This is a genomic window from Lichenibacterium dinghuense, assembly GCF_021730615.1.
Lineage (GTDB): Bacteria > Pseudomonadota > Alphaproteobacteria > Rhizobiales > Beijerinckiaceae > Lichenihabitans > Lichenihabitans dinghuensis.
Map to the genome: position 1 here is coordinate 4,845,422 of NZ_JAJLMN010000001.1, position 22,761 is coordinate 4,868,182.

Here is a 22,761-nt window from a genome sequence, read left to right on the forward strand (position 1 = left end):
CCTGCGCCGGGCCCCGCCGCCGGAAGCGCTCCCCCTCCGCCCGCCTCGATGTGTCGCGACGCGCGGCCGGGTGAAGCGCTTTCTTCAGCACGGGCCCTGCAAGCCCAGCGCACCATATTCCGACGCCTCGGAGCGAAAAGATAGCACCGACAGTTCCTTCCCCGCCGCGCTCTTTGCGCGCGGCCGACGCCGCACCCCTGTCCTGGATCGGCGTGGCTCCCGGAGCCCCCTATTTCGTCGAGGAGGGCAGCGCCGACTGGCACCCGGTCGGCCAGAACGACGCGATCAGCTGGGTCGAGCTCGACCCGCTGTTCCGCCGGCGCGACGTCGCGGCCGTCGACCGACACCTCGCCATGCTGAAGGCGCACGGCGTCACAGTGCTGCGGCTGATGATGGAATACGCCCAGGTGCGCCACCGCTACCTGGAGCGCCCGGCCGGCACCTTCGCGCCCAACATGGTGCAGATGTGGGACGACCTCTTCGCTCTCTGCGAGAACCACGGGCTGCGGATCCTGCTGACGCCCTACGACACGTTCTGGATGTGGCTGCACTTCCGCCACCATCCCTACGCCGGCGCGCGGGGCGGGCCGCTCCCGCACCCGTCGCAGGCGCTGACCGACCCCGCCATGCGGGCCGCCATCAAGGCGAGGCTGTCCTTCGCCACCGCGCGCTGGGGCGGCTCGGGCGCGCTCTTCGCCTGGGACGTCTGGAACGAGATCCACCCGGCGCAGGGCGGCGACTCGGCCGACGCCTTCGAGGAGTTCATCGGCGACGTCGGCGGCCACCTCCGCGCCGAGGAGATGCGGCTGCACGGCCGCGCTCATCCGCAGACGGTGTCGATCTTCGGCCCCGAGTTCGTGTGGCGTCCCCACCTCGCCATGGAGGGCGCCATCTTCCGCCACCCTGCGCTCGATGCCGCGACGATCCACGTCTACGAGCAGGGCACGATCGACGATCCCCGCAACACGGTGGACGCCGCGGCCGGCATGGGCCGCATCGTGCGCGAGGCGACGCTGGAGGTCACGGACCGGCGGCCGTTCTTCGACAGCGAGCACGGCCCGATCCACGCCTTCAAGGACAAGCACCGCAAGATCCCGGAGGACTTCGACGACGAGTATTTCCGCCACATGCAGTGGGCGCATCTGGCGGCGGGCGGCGCCGGCGGCGGCATGCGATGGCCGAACCGCAAGCCGCACGTGCTCACGCCCGGCATGCGGCGCGCGCAGGCCGGACTCTCGGCCTTCCTGCCCCTGATCGCGTGGTCGCGGTTCGACCGGCGCAGCGTCGGGCCGGAGATCGCCGTGACGCATGCGGATGGCCGCCCGGCCGCGGAGGACGCCGTGGCGCGCTTCGCCTGCGCCTCCGCCGACCAGGCCGTGGTCTACCTGCTGGCGCGCGACCGCCTCGACGCGCGCGGCATGGTGCGGCGCGACGGGCCGCCGCTCGACCTGTCCGTGTCGGTCCCGGATCTCGCGGCCGGACGCTATCGCGTGACCGCTTGGGACACGGCGTCCGGACGCGCGACCGGCGCGACGGAACAGCGGCACGACGAGGGCGCCTTCGCGCTTCCCCCCTTCGCGGCCGACATCGCCGTGGCGATCACGCGGTGCGGGGACTGAGGCCGGGCCGGAGGCGCGCCCCGCCTCCGGACGGGGGCGTCAGTTCGCGGCGTCCTTGCCGGGCGCGGGCCTTTGGGGCGAGCCGGCCCCGCCGTGCGACGAGCCGTGGGACTGCAGCTTCTCCAGGCGCTTGGCCTCCTGGACGGCTTCGCTGTGGATGTTGGGCGCGCGCCGAGTGATGTGCCTCGACGCCGTCGTGTCATGAACCTGCGCCATGTGAACCTCCCGTCCCGCCGTCCTCTCCGGCGGCATACGGGGAGGCTCGGCCCGCTCCGTGGCGGATGTTGGGCAGCCGCGCTTCCGCGCCGTTCGATCCGCACCGTTGCTTCAGGGGCCGCACGCCTTATCTGCGCCTGCACGATCCCGACCACCGCGAGGCTGTCCGATGCTGCTGAAGTTCCAAACCCCGCATGCCACCGACGCCGCGACCTGGATCAACCCGGAGCAGGTCGCCGGCGTCCACACCCAGACGCCCGACGTGACGACGGTCTACCTCGTGGGCGGCTTCGAGCAGCGCGTCGCCGGCCGGTCCGAGGACGTGGCCCGCGCCATCGACGAGGCCCAGCGCTCCCTGCGGGCGCCGGCGGACCGGGGCTGAAGGATCAGCGGCGCCGCGCCGCGATCCTGACGCCCCAGATCGCGGACACGAAGCATCCGACCGCGAGCGCCAGACCTCCGACCGCCACCTCGGTCCAACTGGTGAGCGGGCCGGTGCCGTAGAAGGTGAGCCAGAACCAGCCGAGCCCTATGAGGGCGGCCAAGTCTCTCATCGACGCGTCCTCGCGATGCCGGGATCAGCCCCGGTCTCCGACAGTGCGGCCGGGGCGGCGCGGAGGCAAGGGGCGGCGGACAGCCGGGCTCGTCCGCTCTTCAGGCGGCGCCGGGCTCCGCGGCCTCGGGGCCCGCCCGCGCGGGATCGGGCCGCTGGACCGCGACGTCCTGGCTCTGCGCGCCGGCTTCGAAGAGCGGCGCCAGGGCGGCGCGGCTCGCCCGCAGCGCCGCGAAGGCCGCGCGCGCGTCGAGCCCCGTGCGGAGCAGCGCGGGAAGCTGTCGCGGCCGCCCGGCGAGCGAGCGCAGCACGGCGCCGAGGTCCGCGGTGCCGTCCGGCCGCATGCCCACCAGCGCCGCCGGCGGCAGCGACCGCTCGGCGGGGTCGGCCACGACGCGCAGCGCCGCGAAGGGCACGCCGTGCAGCGCGGCGAGGCGCGCGGCGACGTGGGATTCCATGTCGACCGCCGCGGCGCCCGTGCGGCCGCGCAGCGCGGCCTTGTCGCCGGCACCGGCCGCGGGCACGTCCACGCCGGCGAGGTCCGCGCGCCGGGCGCCCGGCAGCAGGGCCGCCAGCCGGTCGCACCAGTCCACGTCCGCCGTCAGGCGCTCCGCCCCGTCGTGGACGCCGCGCGCGATCAGCACGGTGCCGGGCGCGAGGCCGGGCTCGAGGCCGCCCGCGATGCCGAAGGACACCACCGCGCGCGCGCCGCGCCGGAGCGCCGCCTCGACCATCGAGGCCAGGCGCGCGGCGTCGCCGCCCCCCGCCAGGGCGACCACGCCCGTGCCGGAGGCGATGCGCGCCTCGGCGCGCAGCCCCGTGACGAGGATCGCCGGCGGCTGGCCGATCACATGCCCACCATGACGGTGCGCGAGTTCGAGTGCTTGAGATTGCGGTAGCGCGCCATCGCCCACAGCGGGAAGAACTTCGGGTAGCCGAGGTAGCGGAGGTAGAAGACGCGCGGGAAGCCGGTGCCGGTGAACAGCTCCTCGGGCCAGAACCCGTCCGGCATCTGCGTGGCGCGCAGGTAGGCGACGCCGCGCTCGACCGCGGGGTGGTCGACCTCGCCGGCCGCCATCAGGGCGATCACCGCCCAGGCGGTCTGCGACGCGGTGCTGGGCGCGGGGCTGTAGCCCTTGTAGTCGAGCTCGTAGCCCTTGTCGTCCTCGCCCCAGCCGCCGTCGGTGTTCTGGATCTTCAGGAGCCACGCCACGGCGCGCCGCACCGGCGCGGCCTCGGCGGGGACGCCGGCGGCGTTCAGCGCGCAGAGCACCGACCAGGTGCCGTAGACGTAGTTGAAGCCCCAGCGCCCATACCAGCCACCCTCGGGGTGCTGCTCGGCCAGGAGGAAGTCGATGCCGCGCTTCATCGCCGGGCTGTCCGCCGGCGTCTCGCCGAGCTGCGCCAGCATGGACACGACGCGCGCCGTCACGTCCGAGGTCGGCGGGTCGAGCAGGGCGCCGTGGTCCGCGAAGGGGATGTAGTTCAGGTAGGTGGAGGTGTTGTCGGCGTCGAAGGCGGCCCAGCCGCCGTTCTTCGACTGCAGGCCCACGACCCACTCGCGGGCGCGGGCGATCGACTCGTCGAAGCCGGCCTCGCCCGACTGCGACCGCGCGCGGTCCATCGCCATCACGACGACGGCGGTGTCGTCGAGGTCGGGGTAGTGGTCGTTGCGGTACTGAAAGGCCCATCCGCCGGGGCGAACGTCGGGCCGCCGCTCGGCCCAGTCGCCCTTCACGTCGAGCACCTGCAGCGGCTTCAGCCAGGCGAGGCCGCGGTCGGCCGCCGCGGCGTGGCCGCCGCCGGCCTCGATCAGCGCGTGGGCCGAGAGCGCCGTGTCCCACACGGGCGACAGCGCGGGTTGGCAGAAGGCTTCCTCGCCCTTGACGGCGAGGAGCTTGTCCACGGCGGCGCGGGCCAGCACGGCGTCGGGATGGTCGTCCGGCACGCCCAGCACGCGGAACATCATCACCGTGTTGGCCATGGCGGGATAGATGGCGCCGAGCCCGTCCTCGCCGTTGAGCCGCGCCCGCACGAAGGCCACGGCCTTGTCGATGGCGCTCTGGCGCGTGCCGCGCGGGAAGTAGGGCTCCGCCGCCTGCAGCACCTTGTCGAGCGCGCCGAAGATGACGCCCCAGCCGCCGACCTGGTTGTTGCCCTTGGGCCAGATGCGGACGCGCTCCGGCGGCGTGACGAAGAGCTCCGGGATGTCGACGCCGCGCGGGTTCGCGCCGCGGGGCTTCAGCGCCATCAGCACCAGCAGCGGCACGAGCGTGTCGCGCGCCCAGTACGAGATCCGATAGATGTGGAACGGGAACCACGAGGGCGCGTTCATGATCTCGATCGGCATGGCCGGGACCGCGCGCCACGGCACCATCCCGAACAGCGCGAGGGTCGTGCGGGTGAAGACGTTGGACTGCGCCGCGCCGCCCGCCGCCAGGATGGCGTCCCGCGCGCGCAGCATGTGGGGCGCGTCCGCACCGTCGCCGATCATGCGCAGCGCCGCGTAGGCCTTGACGCTGGCCGACACGTTGAGGGCGCCGCCGCGCAGCAGCGGCCATCCGCCGTGCGCTTCCTGGGTGCGGCGCAGGTAGGCGCCGATCTTGTTCTCGATCGCGTCGTGCCCCTCGCCGAGGAAGTGCCGCAGCATGACGTATTCGGCCGGGATGGTGGCGTCCGCCTCGAGGTCGAAGGCGAAGTGCCCGTCCCCGCGCTGCTCGCGGCGGAGCGCCTCGGCGGCGCGGTCTATGGCGAGGTCGAGGTCGTCGATGACCGAAGCCGGGACGGCAGGCTCGTGGACGGCTACGGCGGCAAGCGGCATGAACGGCTGGAACTCGGCTTCGGTTCTCGCGAGAATGCGTCGGAAAGGCATTCCACGCCGGATTCGGACCGACAAGCCGAAACGCGGGCCGCGAGTCCGATGGGCGGCCCACGTGTCCTGTGGGTGACAACGCGCCGTCCCGGCCCCGCGCGCCATGCGTGCAGGACGGCATGGCTGCCGTGCATGCAGTTTCGGCGCTGGCTCACCGGCGGTCCGGGGCGCTACAACGCCCGTCTGAATCGTCGGACGACGCCGTGTCGTCCTTCGGGGAGGGCGCCATGGACGACAGAGTGGGAAACCCGGCACTGGCCGGGTCCGGCCCGGCGACGGCATCCAGGGTGCGCCCCGTGATGGCGGTGCTCGGCGCGGCCGGCGCGTCGCACTGCATGAACGACCTGCTCCAGAGCCTGATCCCCGCCGTCTACCCGGTGCTGAAGTCGGAGTTCGCCCTGAGCTTCGGCCAGATCGGCCTCATCACGCTGACGTTCCAGCTCACGGCGTCGCTCCTGCAGCCCTTCGTCGGCGCCTACACCGACCGCAACCCGAAGCCCTATTCGCTGCCGCTCGGCATGTGCGTGACGATGGCCGGGCTGGTGGTGCTCGCCTCGGCGCCGAACTTCGGCCTGATCCTGCTCGCGGCCGGCATGGTCGGGGTGGGCTCTTCGATCTTCCACCCCGAGGCGTCGCGCGTGGCGCGGCTCGCGTCCGGCGGGCGCTACGGCTTCGCGCAGTCGGTGTTCCAGGTCGGCGGCAACGGCGGCACGGCGCTCGGCCCGCTGCTCGCCGCCTTCGTTGTAGTACCGGACGGCCAGCGCTCCATCGCGTGGTTCGCGCTCGTGGCGCTGGCGGCGATCTTCGTTCTCACCGGCATGAGCCGCTGGTACGCGGCGCACCTCGGCGCGGTGCGCCGGAAGGCCGTGACGTCGAGCGTCGAGGGCCTGCCCCGCCGCAAGGTGCTGATCGCCGTCTTCGTGCTGATGCTGCTCGTCTTCTCGAAGTACATCTACCTGTCGAGCCTGACGAGTTACTACACCTTCTACCTCATCAGCAAGTTCGGCCTGAGCAAGCAGGACGCGCTGGTGCACCTGTTCATCTTCCTCGGCGCGGTGGCGGTCGGCACGGCCGTCGGCGGGCCCATCGGCGACCGGATCGGCCGCAAGCCGGTGATCTGGTGCTCGATCCTGGGCGTGCTGCCCTTCACGCTGCTGCTCCCCTACGCCGACCTCACCTGGACCACGGTGCTGTCCGTGGTGATCGGCGTGGTTCTGGCCTCGGCCTTCTCGGCCATCCTGGTCTTCGCGCAGGAGATGATGCCGACCAAGGTGGGCATGATCTCGGGCCTGTTCTTCGGCTTCGCCTTCGGCATGGCGGGGCTCGGCGCCGCGGTGCTGGGCCTCTTCGCAGACCAGTTCGGCATCGTCGCCGTCTACCGGATCTGCTCGTTCCTGCCGGTGCTGGGCCTGCTCACCTGGTTCCTGCCGAACGTCAGCGAGAAGCGCTGACCTGCCGTCAAAGCTGCGGCTTGCAGAGCGCGTCGCCGATCATGCAGGGCCACCAGCGGGGCTGGCCGTTGGTGCGGCTGAGCGCCACCGGCGGCGGCCGGTCGGGCGTGACATAGTTCGGACCCGTCGCGCAGCCGCCGAGGGCGGAGGCCAGGCCGAGGGCCGAGGCGGCCAGGAGGGGGATTCGGGAGCGCCGCATGCGCGGCTCCATTCGCTTACGGATTTGGCTGGGGCGGGAGGGTTCGAACCTCCGAATGGCGGAATCAAAATCCGCTGCCTTACCACTTGGCTACGCCCCAACTGGACCAAGGGACCCATGGTCTCTTCGATGTAGGTATACGGAGCGGTAGCCGCGTAAGCAAGCGTTCGTTTAGGACCGAGCAGAGCGTGGAATCACAACCCTTACAGGGTGTTAGCTTTGCCTTCGCCAAGGCGTGGGTGGTAATGACATGGGCGCGAGCCGTTCTGCCATGGGCGCAGCCCTCGGCGGGTTTTACCCTTCTGGCAACGCTTTGCTGCAGCGACGCGTTCGGGTTCGATGGAGCGGGCCAGTCGCAGCTGGGCCGCCTCTCCGGAAGTGGTGTCGGTGTTCGAGGGGCGAGGACGCCCGTGCACGAGACTGGGTCGATCCCTGTCCGCGCGCGACATTCCCCACGCCGACCGAGCCGGCGCGGATGCGGTCAGGCCGGGCGGAGCAGGCGCGTCACGTCGGGCGCGAGGTGCCACAGCAGCGCGGACACTACCACGGCGCCGCCCGCCACCGTCGGCAGGCCGGGGTCCTCGCCGAAGATCAGCCACACGAGCCCGGGGCCGGACGCGACGTCGAGCATGCTGATCAGGCCGACCTCGGCGGCGGGGATGCGGCGGGCGCCGGCCATGTAGAGCGCCATGGCGAGGCCGATCGTCAGCACGCCGAAGGCCGCCAGGAGGGCGAGCTCCGGCCCGCTCACCGCCACCCGCGGCGCCAGCGCGAAGCCGACCGCGGCGCTCAGCGCCGTGCCGAGCGTATAGACGGCGTTGCCGGCGCGCGCGCCCCGGCGGGCATGGACCAGGATCACCGCCACGCCGACGTTCATGCCGAGCGCGAAGGCCATGCCGGCGAGGCGGGAGCCGTGCCCGGCGCTGCCCGCCACCATGAGGGCGACGCCGGCGAGCGCCACCCCGCCCGCGACCATCAGGCGGCGGTCCGGCACTTCCCCCAGCCAGACCCGGGCCACGAGGGCGGTGACGAAGGGCATGGTGGCGTAGACCACCATGACGTCGGCGACCGTGGTGAGCTTCAGGGCGAAGAGGTAGCAGACGCTCGACAGCGCCGTCGGCACCGTGAGGACCAGCGCGCCCGGCGGCACCGCGAAGGCGCCGAGGACGTCCCGGCCGTTCTCGACCCCCATCCAGGCCAGCATGAAGCCCGTGCCGAAGACGGCGCGCTAGGCCAGGATGGTCCAGGGATCGAGCGGCAGCGCGTGGGTGAACAGGCCCGCCGTGCTGTAGATCAGCCCCGCGACCAGCACCAACGCGATGCCGGCGCCCCGCCCGTCCGCCATGGCCGACCTTCCCGGTTCACCCCGGCCGCGCGGAGATGGGCGGCGGAGCGAGGCCCGACGCTATCACAGGTCCTTCATCAAGCGCATCGCGTCGTAGATCGCCGCGTGGATGTTGCGGCCCGCCACGGCGTCGCCGACGCGGAACAGCCGGTAGCGCCCCTCCGGGTTGCGCGCCACGCTCTGGGGCCGGCCGGCAAGCAGCGCCGCGTGATCGACCTCGCCGAGGTTGGCCGAGCCAGGCTTCAGCGCGAAATACAGCTCGTCGAGCGGCGCCGTGCCGTGCTCGACCACGACCTGGTCGGCCTCCTTCTCCACCCAGCGCCGGCCGTAGTCGTCGAAGAACCGCGCCACGACGCGGTTGCCGCGCCGCTCCAGGCCCTTCAGGCGCAGGTTCAGCGTCACCGCGGCGCCGGCCTCGCTGAGCGCGCGGAAGTAGGCCGGGTAGCTCGTGCCGCCGATGTCGGGCGCGAGCGTGCGCTCGGGCGTCACCACCTCCAGGGCCGCGCCGCTGCCGGCCACGAACTCCGCCGCGGTCATGCCGGGATGGGCGCCGTCGCCGTCGTAGACGATCACCGAGGCGGCGGGCCGCACGGCGCCGGACAGCAGGTCCCAGCCCGAGGTGGCCAGCGCCGCCCCGTCGCCGAGGAAGCCGGTGTCGGGCAGCCCGCCCGTCGCCACCACCACGACGTCCGGCTCCTCGGCGAGCACGTCCGCGGCCTCGGCGTAGGTGTCGAAGCGAAAGGCGACGCCGTGGCGCTCGCATTCGCTCATGCGCCAGTCGACGATGCCGAGGATCTCGCGGCGGCGCTTCAGCGCGGCGGCGAGGCGCACCTGCCCGCCGGGCTGCGCCGCGGCTTCGAGCACGGTCACCGCGTGGCCGCGCTCGCCCGCGACCCGCGCGGCTTCCAGCCCGCCCGGCCCCGCGCCCACCACCACGATGCGCCGGCGCGGGCCGGCCGACCGCGGCACGACGTGGGGCACGGAGCCCTCGCGCCCCGTGGCGGCGTTGTGGATGCAGACCGCCTGGCCGGAATAGATCGAGTCGATGCAGTAGCCCATGCCGACGCAGGGGCGGATCGCGCCCTCGCGCCCCTCCGCGATCTTGCGGGCGATGTGCGGGTCGGCGAGGTGGGCGCGCGTCATGCCCACCATGTCGAGCTTGCCGCTCCGAATCGCGTGGCGCGCCGTCGCGACGTCCTGGATGCGGGCGGCGTGGAAGGTCGGCAGGCGCGTCGCCGCCCGGACCTCGCCGGCGAAGTCGAGGTGCGGCGCCGACCGCGCGCCCATGTTGGGGATGACGTGGCTCAGCCCCTCCTCGGTGTCGATGTGGCCGCGGATGACGTTGACGAAGTCGATCAGCCCCGAGGCCGTGAGCCGCCCCGCGATGCCGAGGCCCTCCTCGCGGGTGAGGCCGCCCTCCTGGTCCTCGTCCGCCACGGCGCGCACGCCGACGACGAAGTCCGGCCCTACGCGCTCGCGGATGGCGGCGAGCACCTCCAGGCCGAAGCGCAGGCGGTTGTCGAGGCTCCCGCCGTAGCGGTCGTCGCGGTGGTTGGTGAGCGGCGACCAGAACTGGTCGACGAGGTGGCCGTAGGCTTCGACCTCGATGCCGTCGAGGCCGGCCGCCTTCGCGCGCTCGGCCGCGTCGGCGTAGTCGGCCACCACGCGGGCGATGTCCCAGTCCTCCATGGCCTTCGGGGACGCGCGGTGGGCGGGCTCGCGGACGCCGGACGGCGCCAGCACGGGCAGCCAGTCGGCCTTGGCCCATGTCGTGCGGCGGCCGAGGTGCGTGATCTGGATCATCACGGCGGCGCCGTGGCCGTGGACGTCGTCGGCCAGCTCGGAAAGCCAGCGCACCACCTCGTCGCGGTAGAGCAGGATGTTGCCGAAGGCCTGCGGGCTGTCCGGCGCCACCACGGCCGAGCCGCCGATCACGGTGAGCGCGATGCCGCCGCGCGCCTTCTCGGAATGGTAGAGCCGGTAGCGGTCCTTCGGCATCCCGTCCTCGGTGTAGGCGGGCTCGTGCGCGGTGGACAGCAGGCGGTTGCGCAGGGCGAGGTGCTTGAGCCGGAAGGGCTGGAGCAGGGGATCGGCGGACATGGATGAGCCTTCCTCGTCAGCGGTCGTCGCCCGCGTGCACGCCTGCGCGGGGACGAGCGGTGGTGCGGCTCACAGATCGCGCCGCGGGATGCGCTCGCGCCACGTGCGGGTGCGGACGAGCGCGTCGCCCTCGTAGGCGCGCAGCTCGCCCTCGATGGTGAAGCATTCCGCGTCGCCGCGCATCGCCGCCTCGGTCTCGATCCGCACGCGCCAGCCCTCGCGCCCCATGGCGTAGCGCTGGACGATGCGGGTTTCGGCGCTGAGCGGGTCGCGGCCGACCGTCAGGGTGCGTGTGAGATCGTGCGACAGCTCCGTGCCGATGTCGTCGAAGCGGAGCGTGCCCTCCCCGAAGAGGCCGCCCTCGGCCTCGATCACGTAGGCGGCCGTCCCGTCCTGGACGTCGAAGGTCACGCGCCGCGCCGCCCGGCCCCCGGCCAGCACGGTGGCGGGCGCGGCGGGGCCGTGGCGCGGCGGCTCAAAACGCGCGTCGCGGGCGCCGGCGGCCGTCGGCAGCGTGAGCCGGCTGTCGCCGGTCTCGATCGTCAGGGTCGCGTCGTCGCGCGCAGGCCAGACCAGCGGCCAGCAGGCGGTCGAGACGGCGAGGCGCAGGCGGTGGCCGGCCGGCACGCGGTGGCCGCACATCTTGAGGGCGATGGAGACGCGGACGGGCGCGCCGGGCACCATCGGCCGGGGATCGGCGGAGCCGTCGCGGTGCGCGAGGTTGAGCACCGCGTAGGAGACGCGCAGCGACGAGCCGTCCGGCGCGACATCGCAAAGCCGCACCGCGAGCTGCGCCTGCGGCCGGTCCGACGCGAGCACGAATTCGACGGACGGGTTGCCGAGGATCTCGACCGGCTCGGGGAGCGGCTCCGTGTCGAAGCAGAGCGACAGCCCGTCGTCGAGTCGCTGATCGGTCGGCCGCTCGCCCGCCACGCCGGTGCCCATCCACTCGCCCCCGCCCGTGCCGGTCCAGGGCGGCGACTTCACCGCGAGCCGGGCGGGCTCGCCCGCGCCCGCGGTGAGGCGACCCGGCGCGAGCCCGAACCGCAGCTGTTCCGCCTCGGTCTCGACGCCCACGAAGCGGCCTTCCGAGAGCCGGCGCGTCGCCGAGGGCTCCTGCCAGTCCTCGACGAAGGCGCGCAGCCGAGGCTCGGCCATGGCGCCGGTGTCGCGGCCCTTCAGCCAGTGGTCCCACCAGCGGGTGCACTCGCCGAGGAAGTCGATCGCCGGGCCGGGGCTCCCGTCCTGCGGGTAGACGTGCGCCCAGGGACCGACGATGCCGAGGCGCGGCACGTCGAGGTTGGCGAGCAGCCGCGGTACCGCGTCCGTGTAGGCGTCGGTCCAGCCGCCCACCGCCAGCACGGGACACCGGATCGCTCCCCAATCCTCGCAGACCGAGCCGTGGCGCCAATAGCCGTCGCGCGTCTGGTGGGCGAGCCACAGGGCGGGCCAGAACGGCATGGCGTCGAGCCGCTCGATCCAGCGCTCGCGCCAGTCGGCGCGGATCTCGGGGTCAGGCGGCCGGCCCTGGTAGGCCAGCATGATCGAGCCCCACCACAGATTGTCGTTGAGCAGGCAGCCGCCCTTGTAATGGATGTCGTCGCCGAAGCGGTCGTCCGTGGAGCAGACCGTGACGATGGCCGCGAGGGCCGGCGGGCGCCGCGCCGCCACCTGCAGCGCGTTGAAGCCGCCCCAGCTCTTGCCCATCATGCCGACCGCGCCCGAGCACCAGGGCTGATCCGCGATCCAGGCGATCACCTCCAGCGCGTCGTCCTGCTCCTGCGCGAGGTATTCGTCGTCGAGCAGCCCGTCGGAGTCGCCCGAGCCGCGCATGTCGACGCGCAGCGCCGCGTAGCCCGCGGCGGCGAAGAAGCCGTGCATCGGGTCGTCGCGCCCGCGAGTGCCGTCGCGCTTGCGGTAGGGGATGTATTCGAGCACGGCCGGCACGGGGCCGGCGGCGCGGGGACGCCACATGCGCGCGGCGAGCCGCGTCCCGTCTGCGAGCGGGATCCACAGGTTCTCGGTGATCTCGACCTCGTAACGCTCGTCCACGTCGCCTCCTCGACCGCTGCGCGCCGTTCCGCAGGATCGCTGTCTTCGCGGCCCCCGTCAAAGTATGGGAGACCGACGCGCGGCCGGAGCCTTGACGGCCTCTGACGCCCGGTCGACACTGCGCCAGTCGACCGAGGGTGGGAAACGCGATGAGGGCGATGCTCGTTTCCGTCGTGGCGGTTCTGATGCCCGGAGTCGCCGCGGCGGGTTGCCATAGCGGCAGCACGGGCGAGGCGCTCGAAACCTTCATGCCCGCGCTGCACTCCGCGTTGGCATCCGACGGTTTGCCTGCCCCGATCCTCACCGGGACGCAGGGCGACATGGTGTTCCTGACAGTGCCCCGGAGCGGCAACGTCCTCCAGGGGGGCGTCGGCTTCCGCATCATCCAACAGAACAACGTCGTCGACGAAGTGGACGCGGGCGTGATGGCACCGGTGTCGGCCAAGGATCAGGAGATGTTCACCACCGTCGCGGCGGCGCTGGCCGCACCGATGGCGGAGGCCGCCGAGCGTCAGATCAGGGACGACATGGTGAAGGGTCTGGCCGACCATCCCGGCATGGGGACCTTTCAACTCCGGTGGGGGCGCCTCGTGGCATCGACCACGCGCTTCGACAAGGGGCTGGGCGTCCTGCTCCGGGATGTCGACTGCGACTGAGCGGAGAAGCGCGTCCTGCGCGGCCGCTTCGGCATCCTGTCCCGCGACCATGATGCCGCGTCCCGATGCCCCGGCCGCCACCCCGGACTCGCCGCCGTCGCCACGCGACGGCGTCCGAACAGCTCCCCGCGTCGCATCGAGAACAGAGGGGTGTCGCAAGCCGTCGAGCTGAACCGCGGGTGGCGCGTGATCCTCGCGCATCGGCTTCCGGAGCGACGCCCCCGCATGAACCCATCCGTCTTCATCACCTGCGCGGTCACGGGGGCGGGCGACACGGCGGGGCGCAGCCCGCACGTGCCCGTCTCACCGAAGCAGATCGCCGCGGCCTGCGTCGAGGCCGCGCGGGCCGGCGCCGCCATCGCTCACGTCCACGTGCGCGACCCCGAGACCGGGCGCGCGTCCCGCGCCCTGCCGCTCTACCGCGAGGTCGTGGAGCGCGTGCGCGATTCCGGCACCGACGTGATCCTCAACCTCACCGCCGGCATGGGCGGCGACGTCGTGTTCGGGGCGGGCGAGCACCCGCTGCCGCTCGATCCCGCGGGCACCGACATGGCGGGCCCGACCGAGCGCCTCGCCCACGTGGCCGAGCTGCGCCCCGAGATCTGCACGCTCGACTGCGGCACGATGAACTTCGCGCTCGGCGACTACGTGATGACCAACACGCCGGCGACGCTCCGCACCATGGCGCAGCAGGTGAAGAGCTTGGGCGTGCGGCCCGAGCTGGAAGTGTTCGATTCGGGCCACCTCGTCTTCGTCAACGACCTCGTCAGGGAAGGCCTCATCGACGGGCCGGCCATGGTGCAGCTCTGCCTCGGCATCCCCTACGGCGCGCCGGACGACCCCCTGACGTTGATGTCGCTGGTGCATCGCCTGCCGCCGGGCGCCGTGTGGAGCGCCTTCTCGATCGGGCGGCGGCAGCTGCCCTACGTCGCCATGGCGGCGATCGCGGGCGGCAACGTCCGCGTCGGGCTGGAAGACAACCTGTGGCTCGACCGGGGCGTGCTCGCCACCAACGGCGCGCTGGTGGAGCGCGCCGCGACGATCCTCACCGCCATGGGCGGGAGCGTGATGGGACCGGCCGCTGTGCGCGAGAAGCTGAAGCTGCGGAGCCCGGCATGACGAAGGAAAGCATCGGCCTCGTCGGCGGCGGCGTCATCGGCGCCGGCTGGGCGGCGCGCTTCCTGCTCGACGGGCACGACTGCGCGGTCTTCGACCCCGACCCGGAACTCGCCCGCAAGCTCGACGCCGTGCTGGGCAACGCCCGCCGGGCGCGCGCGCGGCTGATGCCCGGCCTGGCCTTGGCGGAGGGAACCCTGCGCATCGCGGCCTCGGTGGCCGACGCGGTCGCGGGCGCGAGCTTCGTCGTCGAGAGCCTGCCGGAGGTCGAGCCGCTCAAGGTCCGGGTGCTCGGCGAGATCGACGCCGCCGCGGCGCCGGAGGTGGTGATCGCCTCCTCGACCTCGGGGCTGCTGCCGACGCGGCTCGCCGCCGGCATGGCGCACCCTGAGCGGCTCGTCGTCGGCCACCCGTTCAACCCCGTCTACCTGCTGCCGCTCGTCGAGGTTTGCGGCGGCGAGCGCACCGCGCCGGCGGCGCAGGACCGCGCCGCTGCGCTCTACGAGAGCGTCGGCATGAGGGTGCTGCGCGTGCGCAAGGAGGTCGATGGCTTCGTGGCCGACCGGCTGCTCGAAGCCCTGTGGCGCGAGGCGCTGTGGCTCGTCGAGGACGGGATCGCGACCACGGAGGAGATCGACGACGCGATCCGCTACGGCGCGGGCCTACGCTGGAGCTTCATGGGCACCTTTCTGATCTACCGCCTCGCGGGCGGGGAGGCGGGGATGCGCCACTTCCTCGCGCAGTTCGGCCCGGCGCTGAAGCTGCCCTGGACCAAACTCGTCGCGCCCGAGCTGACCGACGCGCTCGTCGACCGCGTCGCCGCGCAGTCCGACGACCAGGCCGCGGGCGTGTCGATCCGCGAGCTGGAGCGGCGGCGCGACGACTGCCTCGTCGCGGTGCTGAGCGGCCTACGCGGGCAGGACTACGCCGCGGGCGCCGTGGTGGCCTCGCACGAGCGGGCGCTGCGGGGCAGGGGGGCGGCGGGCACGCCCCGGCAGACCTGGACCGGCGCCGTGCTGCCGGACTGGATCGACTACAACGGCCACATGACGGAGCATCGATACCTGCAGTGCTTCGGCGAGGCCACGGACGCGCTGCTGCTGCGGATCGGCGTCGATGCCGCCTACCTCGCGGGCCGGCGAAGCTTCTACACGGTCGAGACGCACATCATGCACCGCGGCGAGGCGCGGCAGGGCGAGGCTCTGACCGTCGACACGCAGGTGCTCGGCGCCGACGGCAAGCGGCTGCACGTCTTCCACCGCCTGCGCCGCGCGGCGGACGGGGCGGAGCTGGCGAGCGCCGAGCAGATGCTGCTCCACGTCGACACCGAGGCCCGGCGCAGCGTCGCGGCCGAGGGAGCGGTGCGGGACGCGATGGCGGTGCTGGCCCGCGACCACGCCGGTCTGGCATGGCCGGAGCCGGCGGGGCGGAGCGTGGGAGCGCGATAGGCCGGGGCGGAGCCGGCCAGCAGCGTCAGGGTCGGCACCGCGGTCACATCGACCTCACCGGTTCACGGTCGCGTTCGATGGACGCGCGCGGCGCGGCTCCCTTGCGCCCATCCGGCGCTGTGACCCCTCGCCGTACACACGCCGGGGCCGCCAAGCATCTCTCGCGCATGCGATGCGGACATCGCACCACATCGTGGAACCAGAGTCGGATCCGATGCGACCCCGGCTTCTGGTATTTGTCAGACTTTTTGTGATCGGCAGAACTCATCCGGCAGTCCATGCCTGACCTTGAGTATGAAGGTGATGTTTCCCGTATCCGATCCCCCCGCCTTTCGACGTTCGATAACATGCGATATAGATTGGGGTCGTCAATTCTTCCTACGCCTAACGTTCTGGCGACACATTTATGCCGAATTACAGGGTTTACCTGAGCTGAGATCACCGCTTCGTTGCTCGATGATTTGATAGAAGAGGGACGATCTCACCATGCGAAATCACATCATCCAGGACATCCCCGCCTGGGAGCGTCGCGGCATCGCCCCCCACCGCGGGGACGTCACCACCGTCCAGGCTGCGGACCGGCTGAGGGCCCGGGCGGCGGAGGCCAGGGCGACCGGCGAGCGACAGCAGCCTCCCGCCGCGATGCCAGAGGCATCGTGGAACCAGCGCCGTCAGCAGGTCCTGCTGTGACCATGGCGCTCCGCTGAGCGGCGCGGCGATCACGCGCGCCGCCCGCAAGCATGTCGTTCCATGGAGAAAGCCATGCTCCAGCACCGAGGGCTGCAGCGCAAACCTGCCGACGACGTCGACCCGACCGCGATGACCCACGCTTCCAGCTGCGCCCAGACGGATCCCGGTCCGGCGATGCTCCATCGAGCTTCACAGCCGAGCAGGTCGCCAAGCGGATCGAGAAGATCCGCTCGCACGCCAGCTCGCACCACACGGCCGGCACCGTGACGCTCGACACCTGACCGGCCAGGGGGCGCGCATCCCGCGGCGCCCGATCCCGAGCCGAGATGCGCGGAGGAACCCCATGGCCACGATCGACCAGAACGCTGTCCGAGCTCGGGCTTACCAGCTCTGGGAAGAGGGCGGGTGCGTGCACGGGAGCCACGAGGAGCACTGGCGCCGCGCAGAGGCCGAGTGCGCTGCCGAGGGCGACGGAGCGGGAGCCACGACACTCGCCGGCCTGGACGGCGACGGTGCGGCCGTCCTGTCCGGCCCGGACGAGGCCGCGCCGCCGGCCGAACCCGCCGATGCGACTTCCGGGATCGATGGCGAGATCTCCAGGCCGCTCATCGACGTGAAGTCGAAACCGCGGCGGTGGCCCACCCCCATCGTCGACGTCTGAGGGGAAACGGACACGGCTCAGGGGGCAGTCCGAGAAAAGAGCCGGATCGCGCGGCGATGAACGGGCGAGCGACGGAGCGACCGTCGCGATGGAACGGGAGGGATCCATGGACGACATCGGAAGCTCGTTCGGCGCCGCTCCGGCGGCGACCCCACGCCGAACGCCCGTCGTCCACGTCCACGCGACGCCGGCGGGCGCCGTCGCGGAGATGGACGCCCGATGCCGGCGCTGGACGGAGTGGCTGATGGCCTCGCGCCGTGACGCCGATGCCGTCGGGCGAGAGGCGCCGCCGATCGGCACAGGTACGGCCTCTCGCGGAGATGGCGCGCACCCCTGAACGCGTCGGCCTCCGTCCAGGCGCTGCGTCGCCAGCTGCGCCGGGATCGCGCTCCGGCCTCAGGTCTCCAGCATACCCTTGAGGTTGCGCACCTCGGTCTGCAGCGCGTCCAGCCCGGCCGCGCCGCGCCCCTCGGCCAGCACCTCGCGCGCGGCGAGCCGCTCCGTCTCGGCCACGGCACCGGCATCCCCGGCCGCCGCACGCGCCGCCAGAGCCGGCTCGGCCGGGCGCTCGGCCGCGCCCGCGATCAGGCCGGCGGCGCCGCCGCGCTTCGCCAGGATCTCGTCGAGCCAGGTCGTGTGCATCTCCGGCACCGACAGTATCAGCTTCTCGGTGTAGGGGTGGTAGGGCGGGGAGAAGATCTCCTCCGTCGGCCCCTGCGCGATGATCTCGCCCTTCAGCATCACGGCCGTGCGGTGCGCGATGCGCCGCACCGTGCCGAGGTCGTGGGTGATGAACACGTAGGCGAGGCCTAGCCGGTCCTGCAGGCCCTTCAGCAGCTTCAGCACCTCCTCGGCCACCAGCGGGTCGAGCGCCGAGGTCGGCTCGTCGCAGATGATCACCTCGGGCTCGGCCGCGAGCGCGCGGGCGATGCAGACGCGCTGCTTCTGGCCGCCCGACAGCTGGCCCGGCTTGCGGTCCGCGAACTCCTCCGGCAGGCCGACGAGGCGCAGGAGTTCCAGCACCCGCGCCCGCACCTCCGCGCGGCCCTTGCCGAAGAACAGCGCCACCGGCCGCCCGATGATCTGCGCCAGCGTCTGGCGCGGGTTCAGCGCCGTGTCGGGCATCTGGTGCACCATCTGCAGGCGGCGCAGGATGTCGCTCGGGCGGCTCCCGAGCGCGGCCGGCAGGCTCTTGCCCTCGAGCTCGATCTCGCCGCTCCAGCGCGGCAGCAGCCCGGTGACGATGCGCGCCACCGTGCTCTTTCCCGAGCCCGACTCGCCCACCACCGCCAGCGTCTCGCCGCGCGCGAGGTCGAAGGAGGCGCCCTTCACCACGGGGCGCGCGCCCTTCACCTGCCCGCCGTAGCCCGCCGTGACGTCGCGCACGCGCAGGATCGGCCGCGCGGCCTTGTCGGGCACCGACAGCGTCAGGTGCTCGGCTTCGCGCCGCTCGTTGACCAGCGCGCGGCAGTATTCGGTGCGCGGCTGCTCCAGGATCTGCACCGTGTCGCCGCATTCCACCATCTTGCCGTGGCGCAGCACCATGATGCGGTGGGCGATCTGGGCCACCACGGCGAGGTCGTGCGTGATGTAGAGGCCCGCTGTGCCGAACTCCGAGATGAGGTCGCGCAGGAGTGCCAGCACCTCGATCTGCGTCGTCACATCGAGCGCGGTGGTGGGCTCGTCGAGCACGATCACGTCGGGGCGGCAGCTCATCGCCATGGCGGCCATGACGCGCTGGAGCTGGCCGCCCGACACCTGGTGCGGGTAGCGGTCGCCGATCGTGTCGGGGTTCGGCAGCTGCAGGGTGTGGAACAGCTTCTTGGCGTAGACCTCCGCCTCGGCGCGGGCCATCACGCCGTGGATCACCGGCGCCTCGCACACCTGGTCCATCAGCGTCATGCCGGGGTTGAAGGAGGCGGCGGCGCTCTGGGCGATGTAGGCGATGCTCTTGCCCCGCACGTGGCGGCGGTAGAGCGCCGTCGAGGCGCGCAGCTCCGTGCCGGCCAGGGTGACGCTGCCGCCGGTGATGCGCATGCCGGCGCGGGCGTAGGCCATGGAGGCGAGGCCGATGGTGGACTTGCCGGCGCCCGACTCGCCGATCAGCCCCAGGATCTCGCCGCGCTTCAGCTCGACGTCGACGTCGTCGACCAGCAGCCGGCCCGTGATGGTCTCGACCCGGAGCTTCTCCAGCCGGAGGATCTGGTCGTCGGGCATCGCAGCCTCCCTACATCTCGGCCTGGGCGCCGGACGGGCGCGCGTCGATCGACAGGAACCAGTCGACCACGAGGTTGATGCCCACCGTCAGCAGCGCGATGGCGGCGGCCGGATAGAGCGCGGCGGGCAGGCCGAAGGAGATGCCGCCCACGTTGTCCTTCACCATGCCGCCCCAGTCGGCGTAGGGCAGCGGCACGCCGAGGCCGAGGAAGCTCAGCGCCGCGATGAACAGGAAGTTGAAGCAGAAGCGCAGGCCGAACTCGCTCATCAAGGGCGCGGCGGCGTTGGGCAGGATCTCGCGGCTCACCACCCACCACAGGCCCTCGCCGCGCATGCGCGCGACTTCCACGAAGTCGAGCGACACGAGGTTCAGCCCCAGCGCGCGGGCGAGGCGGAACACGCGGGTGGAGTCGAGGCAGCCGATGGTGATGACCAGCGAGAACAGCGACTGGCCGAGCACGTTGAGGATCATCAGCGCCCAGATCAGCAGCGGGATCGACAGGACCACGTCGACCGCGCGCGAGATCAGCGTGTCGACCCAACGGCCCGTCACGGCCGCGACCAGCCCGAGCGTGATGCCGATCGCGAACGAGAGGAGCGTCGTGACGAAGGCGATGCCGATCGTCATGCGGGCGCCGTAGATCAGGCGGGTGAGCATGTCGCGGCCGATCTGGTCCGTGCCGAACCACGCGGCCGCGGAGGCCGGGTCCCACCCGCTCCCGACGACCTGCGTCTCGCCGTAGGGCGCCAGCCAGGGCCCCGCCACCGCGACGGCGATGTTGAGCACGATGATCAGCAGGCCGGCGATCGCGGTCAGGGGCGCCTTGTGGCCGAAGATGGTCATCCGTGGCGGTCCTCAGCGGGGGTGGCGCAGGCGCGGGTTGAGCGCGATGGCCATGACGTCGGCGGCGGTGTTGAGCGAGATGAACACGCCGGCGAAGACGATGCCGCAGGCCTCGATCACCGGCACGTCGCGCTTGGTCACGGCGTCGATCATGTACTGGCCGACGCCGGGGTAGGTGAACACGTTCTCGACCACCACGACGCCCACCACGAGGTAGGCGAGGTTCAGCGCGATCACCGAGATCACCGGCGAGGCGGCGTTGGGCAGGGCGTGGCGCGTCACCACGCGGGCGCGGCTGAGGCCCTTCAGGAAGGCCATCTCGACGTAGGCGGTCGACATGGTCGACAGGACCGAGTTGCGCGTCATGCGCAGCATGTGGGCCGTGACCAGGAAGGTGAGGGTGATCGCCGGCAGCGTCACGGTCCACACGCGGGCCCAGAACGGCATGGACGAGTCCACCGTGGCCAGCGACGGGAACCATTCGTGGTTGACCGCGAAGTTCAGAATCAGCACGTAGCCGACGAAGAACTCCGGCATGGAGATGGCCAGCAGCGCCACGATGTTGGCGAGGCGGTCGGTGATACGCCCCTCGCGGATGGCCGACAGGATGCCGAAGCCGATCGCGAGCGGCAGGGCCAGCAGGGCCGCGTAGCCGGCGAGGAACAGCGTGTTCTTGAAGCGCGGGCCGAGCACGTCGACGATGGTCTGGCCGTTCGTCAGCGCGACGCCGAAGTTGCCGTGCAGGACGCCGAACAGCCACACGAAGTAGCGGATCACCGCGGGCCGGTCGAGCCCGAGCTCGTGGCGGTAGTTGGCGAGAGTTTCCGGCGTCGCCGACTGGCCCAGCACGGCCGAGGCGACGTCGCCCGGCAGGATCTGCGTGAGCACGAAGACCACGACCGAGACGGCGAGCAGCGTCGCGAGCCCGAGGCCGATGCGCGACAGGATCAGACGGAGCACGGCGGGACCCTTCCTCGGCGCGGCGGAAGCGGCCGGGCGGAGGGCCCGGCCGCGAGGGCCCGGTTCAGGAGAACCAGGTCTTCTCGGCGACGCGCTCGTCGCACAGGTCGTAGCGCGGGTGCGGCTTCGCCCCCATGACCTTCTTGGAATAGCCGTCGAGGTAGTCGCCGACCGCGAAGCACACCATGCCGGCGTTGTCGGCGATCAGGTGCTGCGCTTCGGCGTACATCTGCTTGCGCTTGGCGTCGTCGAGTTCGACGCGCGCCTCGGTGACGATCTTGTCGAACTTCGGGTCGCGCCAGTGCGTGTCGTTCCAGTTGGCGGTGGAGATGAAGGTCTGCGACAGCTGCAGGTCGACCGTCGGCCGGCCGCCCCAGTAGACGGCGCAGAACGGCGCCTTGAGCCACACGTTGCTCCAGTAGCCGTCGCCCGACACGCGCACGACTTCGAGGTCGATGCCGGCCTTCTTCAGGGCCTCCTGGTAGAGCACGCCGGCGTCGGTCGCGCCCGAGAAGGCGCCCTCGGACACCTGCAGCCTGAACTTGGGGCTGCCCGCCTTCTTGTAGAGCGAGGCGGCGCGGTCGGGGTCGTAGGTGTGGGGCGGGTCGTTCTGGGCGTAGTAGCGGTTCGCCGGGCTGATCGTGGTGTCGTTGCCGACCTGGGCATAGCCCTTGAACACCGTGTCGATGATCTTCTGCCGGTCGATGCCGTATTTCAGCGCCATGCGGGCGTCGTTGCTGGTGTAGCCCGGGTCGTCGCAGAGCGCCACGAAGGCGAAGCGGTTGCCCGTGCCCTTGGTCTGCACCACGTTGACCTTCGGCGATTTCATCACGAAGCCGACCGTCTTGGGGTCGAGCCTGTTCACCGCGTCGACCTGCCCCGAGATCAGCGCCTGCGAGCGGGCAGAGGCGTCTGGGATGTAGCGCAGCTCGACGCCGTCGTACCAGGCGCGGTTCGGCTTCCAGTAATGGCCGGTGTTCTTGGTCACCACCTGCACGCCCGGCTCGAAGTGCTCGAGCTTGTAGGCGCCCGTGCCGTCGGGGTGGGCCCAATCCGTGAAGTTGTTCGGCACCACGAGCACGTGGTAGTCGGACAGGTTGTAGGGCAGGTCCGCATTGCCGGTCGAGAGCGTGATGCCGACCTGGTTAGGGCCGAGCTTCTTCACGTCCGTGATGGCGCTGAGCAGGTCTTTGGCGGCCGACTTGGTGTCGCCGCGGTGCAGGTTGATGGAATAAACGATGTCGTCAGCGTCGAGCGTCTTGCCGGAGTGGAAGGTGATGCCCTTGCGGACGTTGAACACCCACTCGGTCGCGCCGGGTTTGGTGTCCCAGGACTCGAGGAGCTCGCCCACGGCCTCGCCGTCGTCGCCGATCTCCACCATGCCGTTGTAGACCTGGTAGCCGTAGTTGATGGCAACTGAGTCCGCGAAGGTGCGGGGGTCGAAGCTGTCGGAGGCGCTGCCGCCCTCCATGCCGAGGCGCAGCGTGCCGCCCTTCTTGGGCGCGTCCGCGGCCCGAGCGAGGCCGCCGAGCGGCCCGAAGGACAACCCGAGCGCGCTGGCGCCCGCCAACAGCGTCCGACGGTCGATGATGAGGCTCGACGGACCTGACGACGACGGATCTGCAGCTTTCATGGGCACTTTCTTCTCGGGATGGCGATGGGAAGAACCGAAGGACAACGCAATCAGTGACCTCGTTGTGCAATCTCCGTGCCCGAACTGGCGAGCAGACCAGTATCGGCCCGTAGTCCGGTCACGTCCTGT

Annotated in this window: 19 protein-coding genes, 1 tRNA gene and 1 pseudogene; 8 read left to right on the top strand and 13 right to left on the bottom strand. The window is 71.8% G+C overall.

All coding sequences use genetic code 11. From position 1 onward, the window contains the following. Positions 1 to 212: 212 nt before the first annotated feature. Positions 213 to 1,619, top strand: coding sequence for a glycoside hydrolase 5 family protein (locus tag L7N97_RS23260; RefSeq protein ID WP_237480632.1), 1,407 nt, complete (start codon positions 213 to 215; stop codon positions 1,617 to 1,619). 39 nt (positions 1,620 to 1,658) lie between these two features. Here L7N97_RS23260 and L7N97_RS23265 read toward each other — a convergent pair whose 3' ends face one another. Further along, a complete protein-coding gene (locus L7N97_RS23265; RefSeq protein ID WP_237480633.1) occupies positions 1,659 to 1,835 on the bottom strand; it encodes a hypothetical protein in 177 nt (58 codons plus the stop codon). Positions 1,836 to 2,004: 169 nt separating this feature from the next. On the opposite strand from L7N97_RS23265, the gene L7N97_RS23270 reads away from it, so the two are divergent. Beyond that, entirely contained in the window at positions 2,005 to 2,217 is a 213-nt protein-coding gene (locus L7N97_RS23270) for a hypothetical protein (protein ID WP_237480634.1), read from the top strand. Positions 2,218 to 2,221: 4 nt separating this feature from the next. On the opposite strand, the gene L7N97_RS23275 is transcribed toward L7N97_RS23270, so the two are convergent. The 3 genes from L7N97_RS23275 to shc all read right to left on the bottom strand — a co-directional run bounded on the left by L7N97_RS23275 (position 2,222) and on the right by shc (position 5,209). After that, positions 2,222 to 2,389 (bottom strand): hypothetical protein, encoded by a 168-nt coding sequence (locus L7N97_RS23275; protein WP_237480635.1) that lies wholly within the window; start codon positions 2,387 to 2,389, stop codon positions 2,222 to 2,224. 100 nt (positions 2,390 to 2,489) lie between these two features. Then, positions 2,490 to 3,239, bottom strand: coding sequence for a phosphorylase (locus L7N97_RS23280; protein ID WP_237480636.1), 750 nt, complete (start codon positions 3,237 to 3,239; stop codon positions 2,490 to 2,492). Then, a complete protein-coding gene (gene shc, locus L7N97_RS23285) occupies positions 3,236 to 5,209 on the bottom strand; it encodes a squalene--hopene cyclase (RefSeq protein WP_237480637.1) in 1,974 nt (657 codons plus the stop codon). Before shc ends, L7N97_RS23280 begins: the two co-directional genes overlap by 4 nt. A 278-nt stretch (positions 5,210 to 5,487) precedes the next feature. Here shc and L7N97_RS23290 point away from each other — a divergent pair, with 278 nt between their 5' ends. Next, positions 5,488 to 6,711 carry an MFS transporter gene (locus L7N97_RS23290; RefSeq protein ID WP_428981022.1) on the top strand — a complete coding sequence of 408 codons (1,224 nt, stop codon included), beginning with the start codon at positions 5,488 to 5,490 and terminating at the stop codon, positions 6,709 to 6,711. A 7-nt stretch (positions 6,712 to 6,718) separates the two neighbouring features. On the opposite strand, the gene L7N97_RS23295 is transcribed toward L7N97_RS23290, so the two are convergent. The 5 genes and pseudogenes from L7N97_RS23295 to L7N97_RS23315 form a co-directional block, all read right to left on the bottom strand. Next, positions 6,719 to 6,910, bottom strand: coding sequence for a hypothetical protein (locus L7N97_RS23295; protein ID WP_237480638.1), 192 nt, complete (start codon positions 6,908 to 6,910; stop codon positions 6,719 to 6,721). 25 nt (positions 6,911 to 6,935) lie between these two features. Beyond that, a tRNA-Gln gene (locus L7N97_RS23300) sits at positions 6,936 to 7,010 on the bottom strand. Positions 7,011 to 7,391: 381 nt separating this feature from the next. Beyond that, positions 7,392 to 8,123, bottom strand: a pseudogene (locus L7N97_RS30675) (DMT family transporter); the annotation flags it as partial. A 195-nt stretch (positions 8,124 to 8,318) separates the two neighbouring features. Next, the gene (locus L7N97_RS23310) at positions 8,319 to 10,355 is read right to left on the bottom strand and encodes an NADH:flavin oxidoreductase (protein ID WP_237480640.1); all 2,037 of its coding nucleotides are present in this window, start codon (positions 10,353 to 10,355) and stop codon (positions 8,319 to 8,321) included. 69 nt (positions 10,356 to 10,424) lie between these two features. Continuing rightward, positions 10,425 to 12,407, bottom strand: coding sequence for a CocE/NonD family hydrolase (locus tag L7N97_RS23315; protein WP_237480641.1), 1,983 nt, complete (start codon positions 12,405 to 12,407; stop codon positions 10,425 to 10,427). 158 nt (positions 12,408 to 12,565) lie between these two features. Between L7N97_RS23315 and L7N97_RS23320 the strand changes: the two genes are divergently transcribed. The 5 genes from L7N97_RS23320 to L7N97_RS23340 all read left to right on the top strand — a co-directional run bounded on the left by L7N97_RS23320 (position 12,566) and on the right by L7N97_RS23340 (position 16,978). Further along, complete coding sequence (locus L7N97_RS23320) at positions 12,566 to 13,063, top strand: hypothetical protein (RefSeq protein WP_237480642.1); 498 nt, start codon at positions 12,566 to 12,568, stop codon at positions 13,061 to 13,063. 225 nt (positions 13,064 to 13,288) lie between these two features. Then, entirely contained in the window at positions 13,289 to 14,182 is an 894-nt protein-coding gene (locus tag L7N97_RS23325; protein ID WP_237480643.1) for a beta-keto acid cleavage family enzyme, read from the top strand. Then, the gene (locus L7N97_RS23330) at positions 14,179 to 15,627 is read left to right on the top strand and encodes a carnitine 3-dehydrogenase (RefSeq protein WP_237480644.1); all 1,449 of its coding nucleotides are present in this window, start codon (positions 14,179 to 14,181) and stop codon (positions 15,625 to 15,627) included. Before L7N97_RS23325 ends, L7N97_RS23330 begins: the two co-directional genes overlap by 4 nt. Positions 15,628 to 16,113: 486 nt before the next feature. Then, positions 16,114 to 16,317, top strand: coding sequence for a hypothetical protein (locus tag L7N97_RS23335; RefSeq protein ID WP_237480645.1), 204 nt, complete (start codon positions 16,114 to 16,116; stop codon positions 16,315 to 16,317). A gap of 343 nt (positions 16,318 to 16,660) precedes the next feature. Beyond that, on the top strand, positions 16,661 to 16,978 hold the full coding sequence (locus L7N97_RS23340; protein ID WP_237480646.1) for a DUF2934 domain-containing protein: 318 nt from the start codon (positions 16,661 to 16,663) through the stop codon (positions 16,976 to 16,978). Between the two features lie 396 nt (positions 16,979 to 17,374). Here L7N97_RS23340 and L7N97_RS23345 read toward each other — a convergent pair whose 3' ends face one another. The 4 genes from L7N97_RS23345 to L7N97_RS23360 all read right to left on the bottom strand — a co-directional run bounded on the left by L7N97_RS23345 (position 17,375) and on the right by L7N97_RS23360 (position 22,632). Beyond that, positions 17,375 to 19,195, bottom strand: a complete 1,821-nt coding sequence (locus tag L7N97_RS23345) for an ABC transporter ATP-binding protein (RefSeq protein WP_237480647.1) — start codon at positions 19,193 to 19,195, stop codon at positions 17,375 to 17,377. Positions 19,196 to 19,205: 10 nt separating this feature from the next. Then, on the bottom strand, positions 19,206 to 20,039 hold the full coding sequence (locus tag L7N97_RS23350) for an ABC transporter permease (protein ID WP_237480648.1): 834 nt from the start codon (positions 20,037 to 20,039) through the stop codon (positions 19,206 to 19,208). A gap of 12 nt (positions 20,040 to 20,051) precedes the next feature. Further along, positions 20,052 to 20,999 carry an ABC transporter permease gene (locus L7N97_RS23355; protein ID WP_237480649.1) on the bottom strand — a complete coding sequence of 316 codons (948 nt, stop codon included), beginning with the start codon at positions 20,997 to 20,999 and terminating at the stop codon, positions 20,052 to 20,054. Positions 21,000 to 21,063: 64 nt separating this feature from the next. Continuing rightward, entirely contained in the window at positions 21,064 to 22,632 is a 1,569-nt protein-coding gene (locus L7N97_RS23360) for an ABC transporter substrate-binding protein (protein ID WP_237480650.1), read from the bottom strand. Positions 22,633 to 22,761: the final 129 nt, after the last annotated feature.

Bases quoted from the DNA above. Each gene is read 5' to 3' on its own strand.
- L7N97_RS23360 (WP_237480650.1), bottom strand. From the start codon at position 22,632: ATGAAAGCTGCAGATCCGTCGTCGTCAGGTCCGTCGAGCCTCATCATC.
- L7N97_RS23340 (WP_237480646.1), top strand. From the start codon at position 16,661: ATGGCCACGATCGACCAGAACGCTGTCCGAGCTCGGGCTTACCAGCTC.
- L7N97_RS23290 (WP_428981022.1), top strand. From the start codon at position 5,488: ATGGACGACAGAGTGGGAAACCCGGCACTGGCCGGGTCCGGCCCGGCG.
- L7N97_RS23320 (WP_237480642.1), top strand. From the start codon at position 12,566: ATGCTCGTTTCCGTCGTGGCGGTTCTGATGCCCGGAGTCGCCGCGGCG.
- L7N97_RS23265 (WP_237480633.1), bottom strand. From the start codon at position 1,835: ATGGCGCAGGTTCATGACACGACGGCGTCGAGGCACATCACTCGGCGC.
- L7N97_RS23330 (WP_237480644.1), top strand. From the start codon at position 14,179: ATGACGAAGGAAAGCATCGGCCTCGTCGGCGGCGGCGTCATCGGCGCC.
- shc (WP_237480637.1), bottom strand. From the start codon at position 5,209: ATGCCGCTTGCCGCCGTAGCCGTCCACGAGCCTGCCGTCCCGGCTTCG.
- L7N97_RS23345 (WP_237480647.1), bottom strand. From the start codon at position 19,195: ATGCCCGACGACCAGATCCTCCGGCTGGAGAAGCTCCGGGTCGAGACC.
- L7N97_RS23275 (WP_237480635.1), bottom strand. From the start codon at position 2,389: ATGAGAGACTTGGCCGCCCTCATAGGGCTCGGCTGGTTCTGGCTCACC.
- L7N97_RS23270 (WP_237480634.1), top strand. From the start codon at position 2,005: ATGCTGCTGAAGTTCCAAACCCCGCATGCCACCGACGCCGCGACCTGG.
- L7N97_RS23295 (WP_237480638.1), bottom strand. From the start codon at position 6,910: ATGCGGCGCTCCCGAATCCCCCTCCTGGCCGCCTCGGCCCTCGGCCTG.
- L7N97_RS23325 (WP_237480643.1), top strand. From the start codon at position 13,289: ATGAACCCATCCGTCTTCATCACCTGCGCGGTCACGGGGGCGGGCGAC.
- L7N97_RS23350 (WP_237480648.1), bottom strand. From the start codon at position 20,039: ATGACCATCTTCGGCCACAAGGCGCCCCTGACCGCGATCGCCGGCCTG.
- L7N97_RS23335 (WP_237480645.1), top strand. From the start codon at position 16,114: ATGCGAAATCACATCATCCAGGACATCCCCGCCTGGGAGCGTCGCGGC.
- L7N97_RS23310 (WP_237480640.1), bottom strand. From the start codon at position 10,355: ATGTCCGCCGATCCCCTGCTCCAGCCCTTCCGGCTCAAGCACCTCGCC.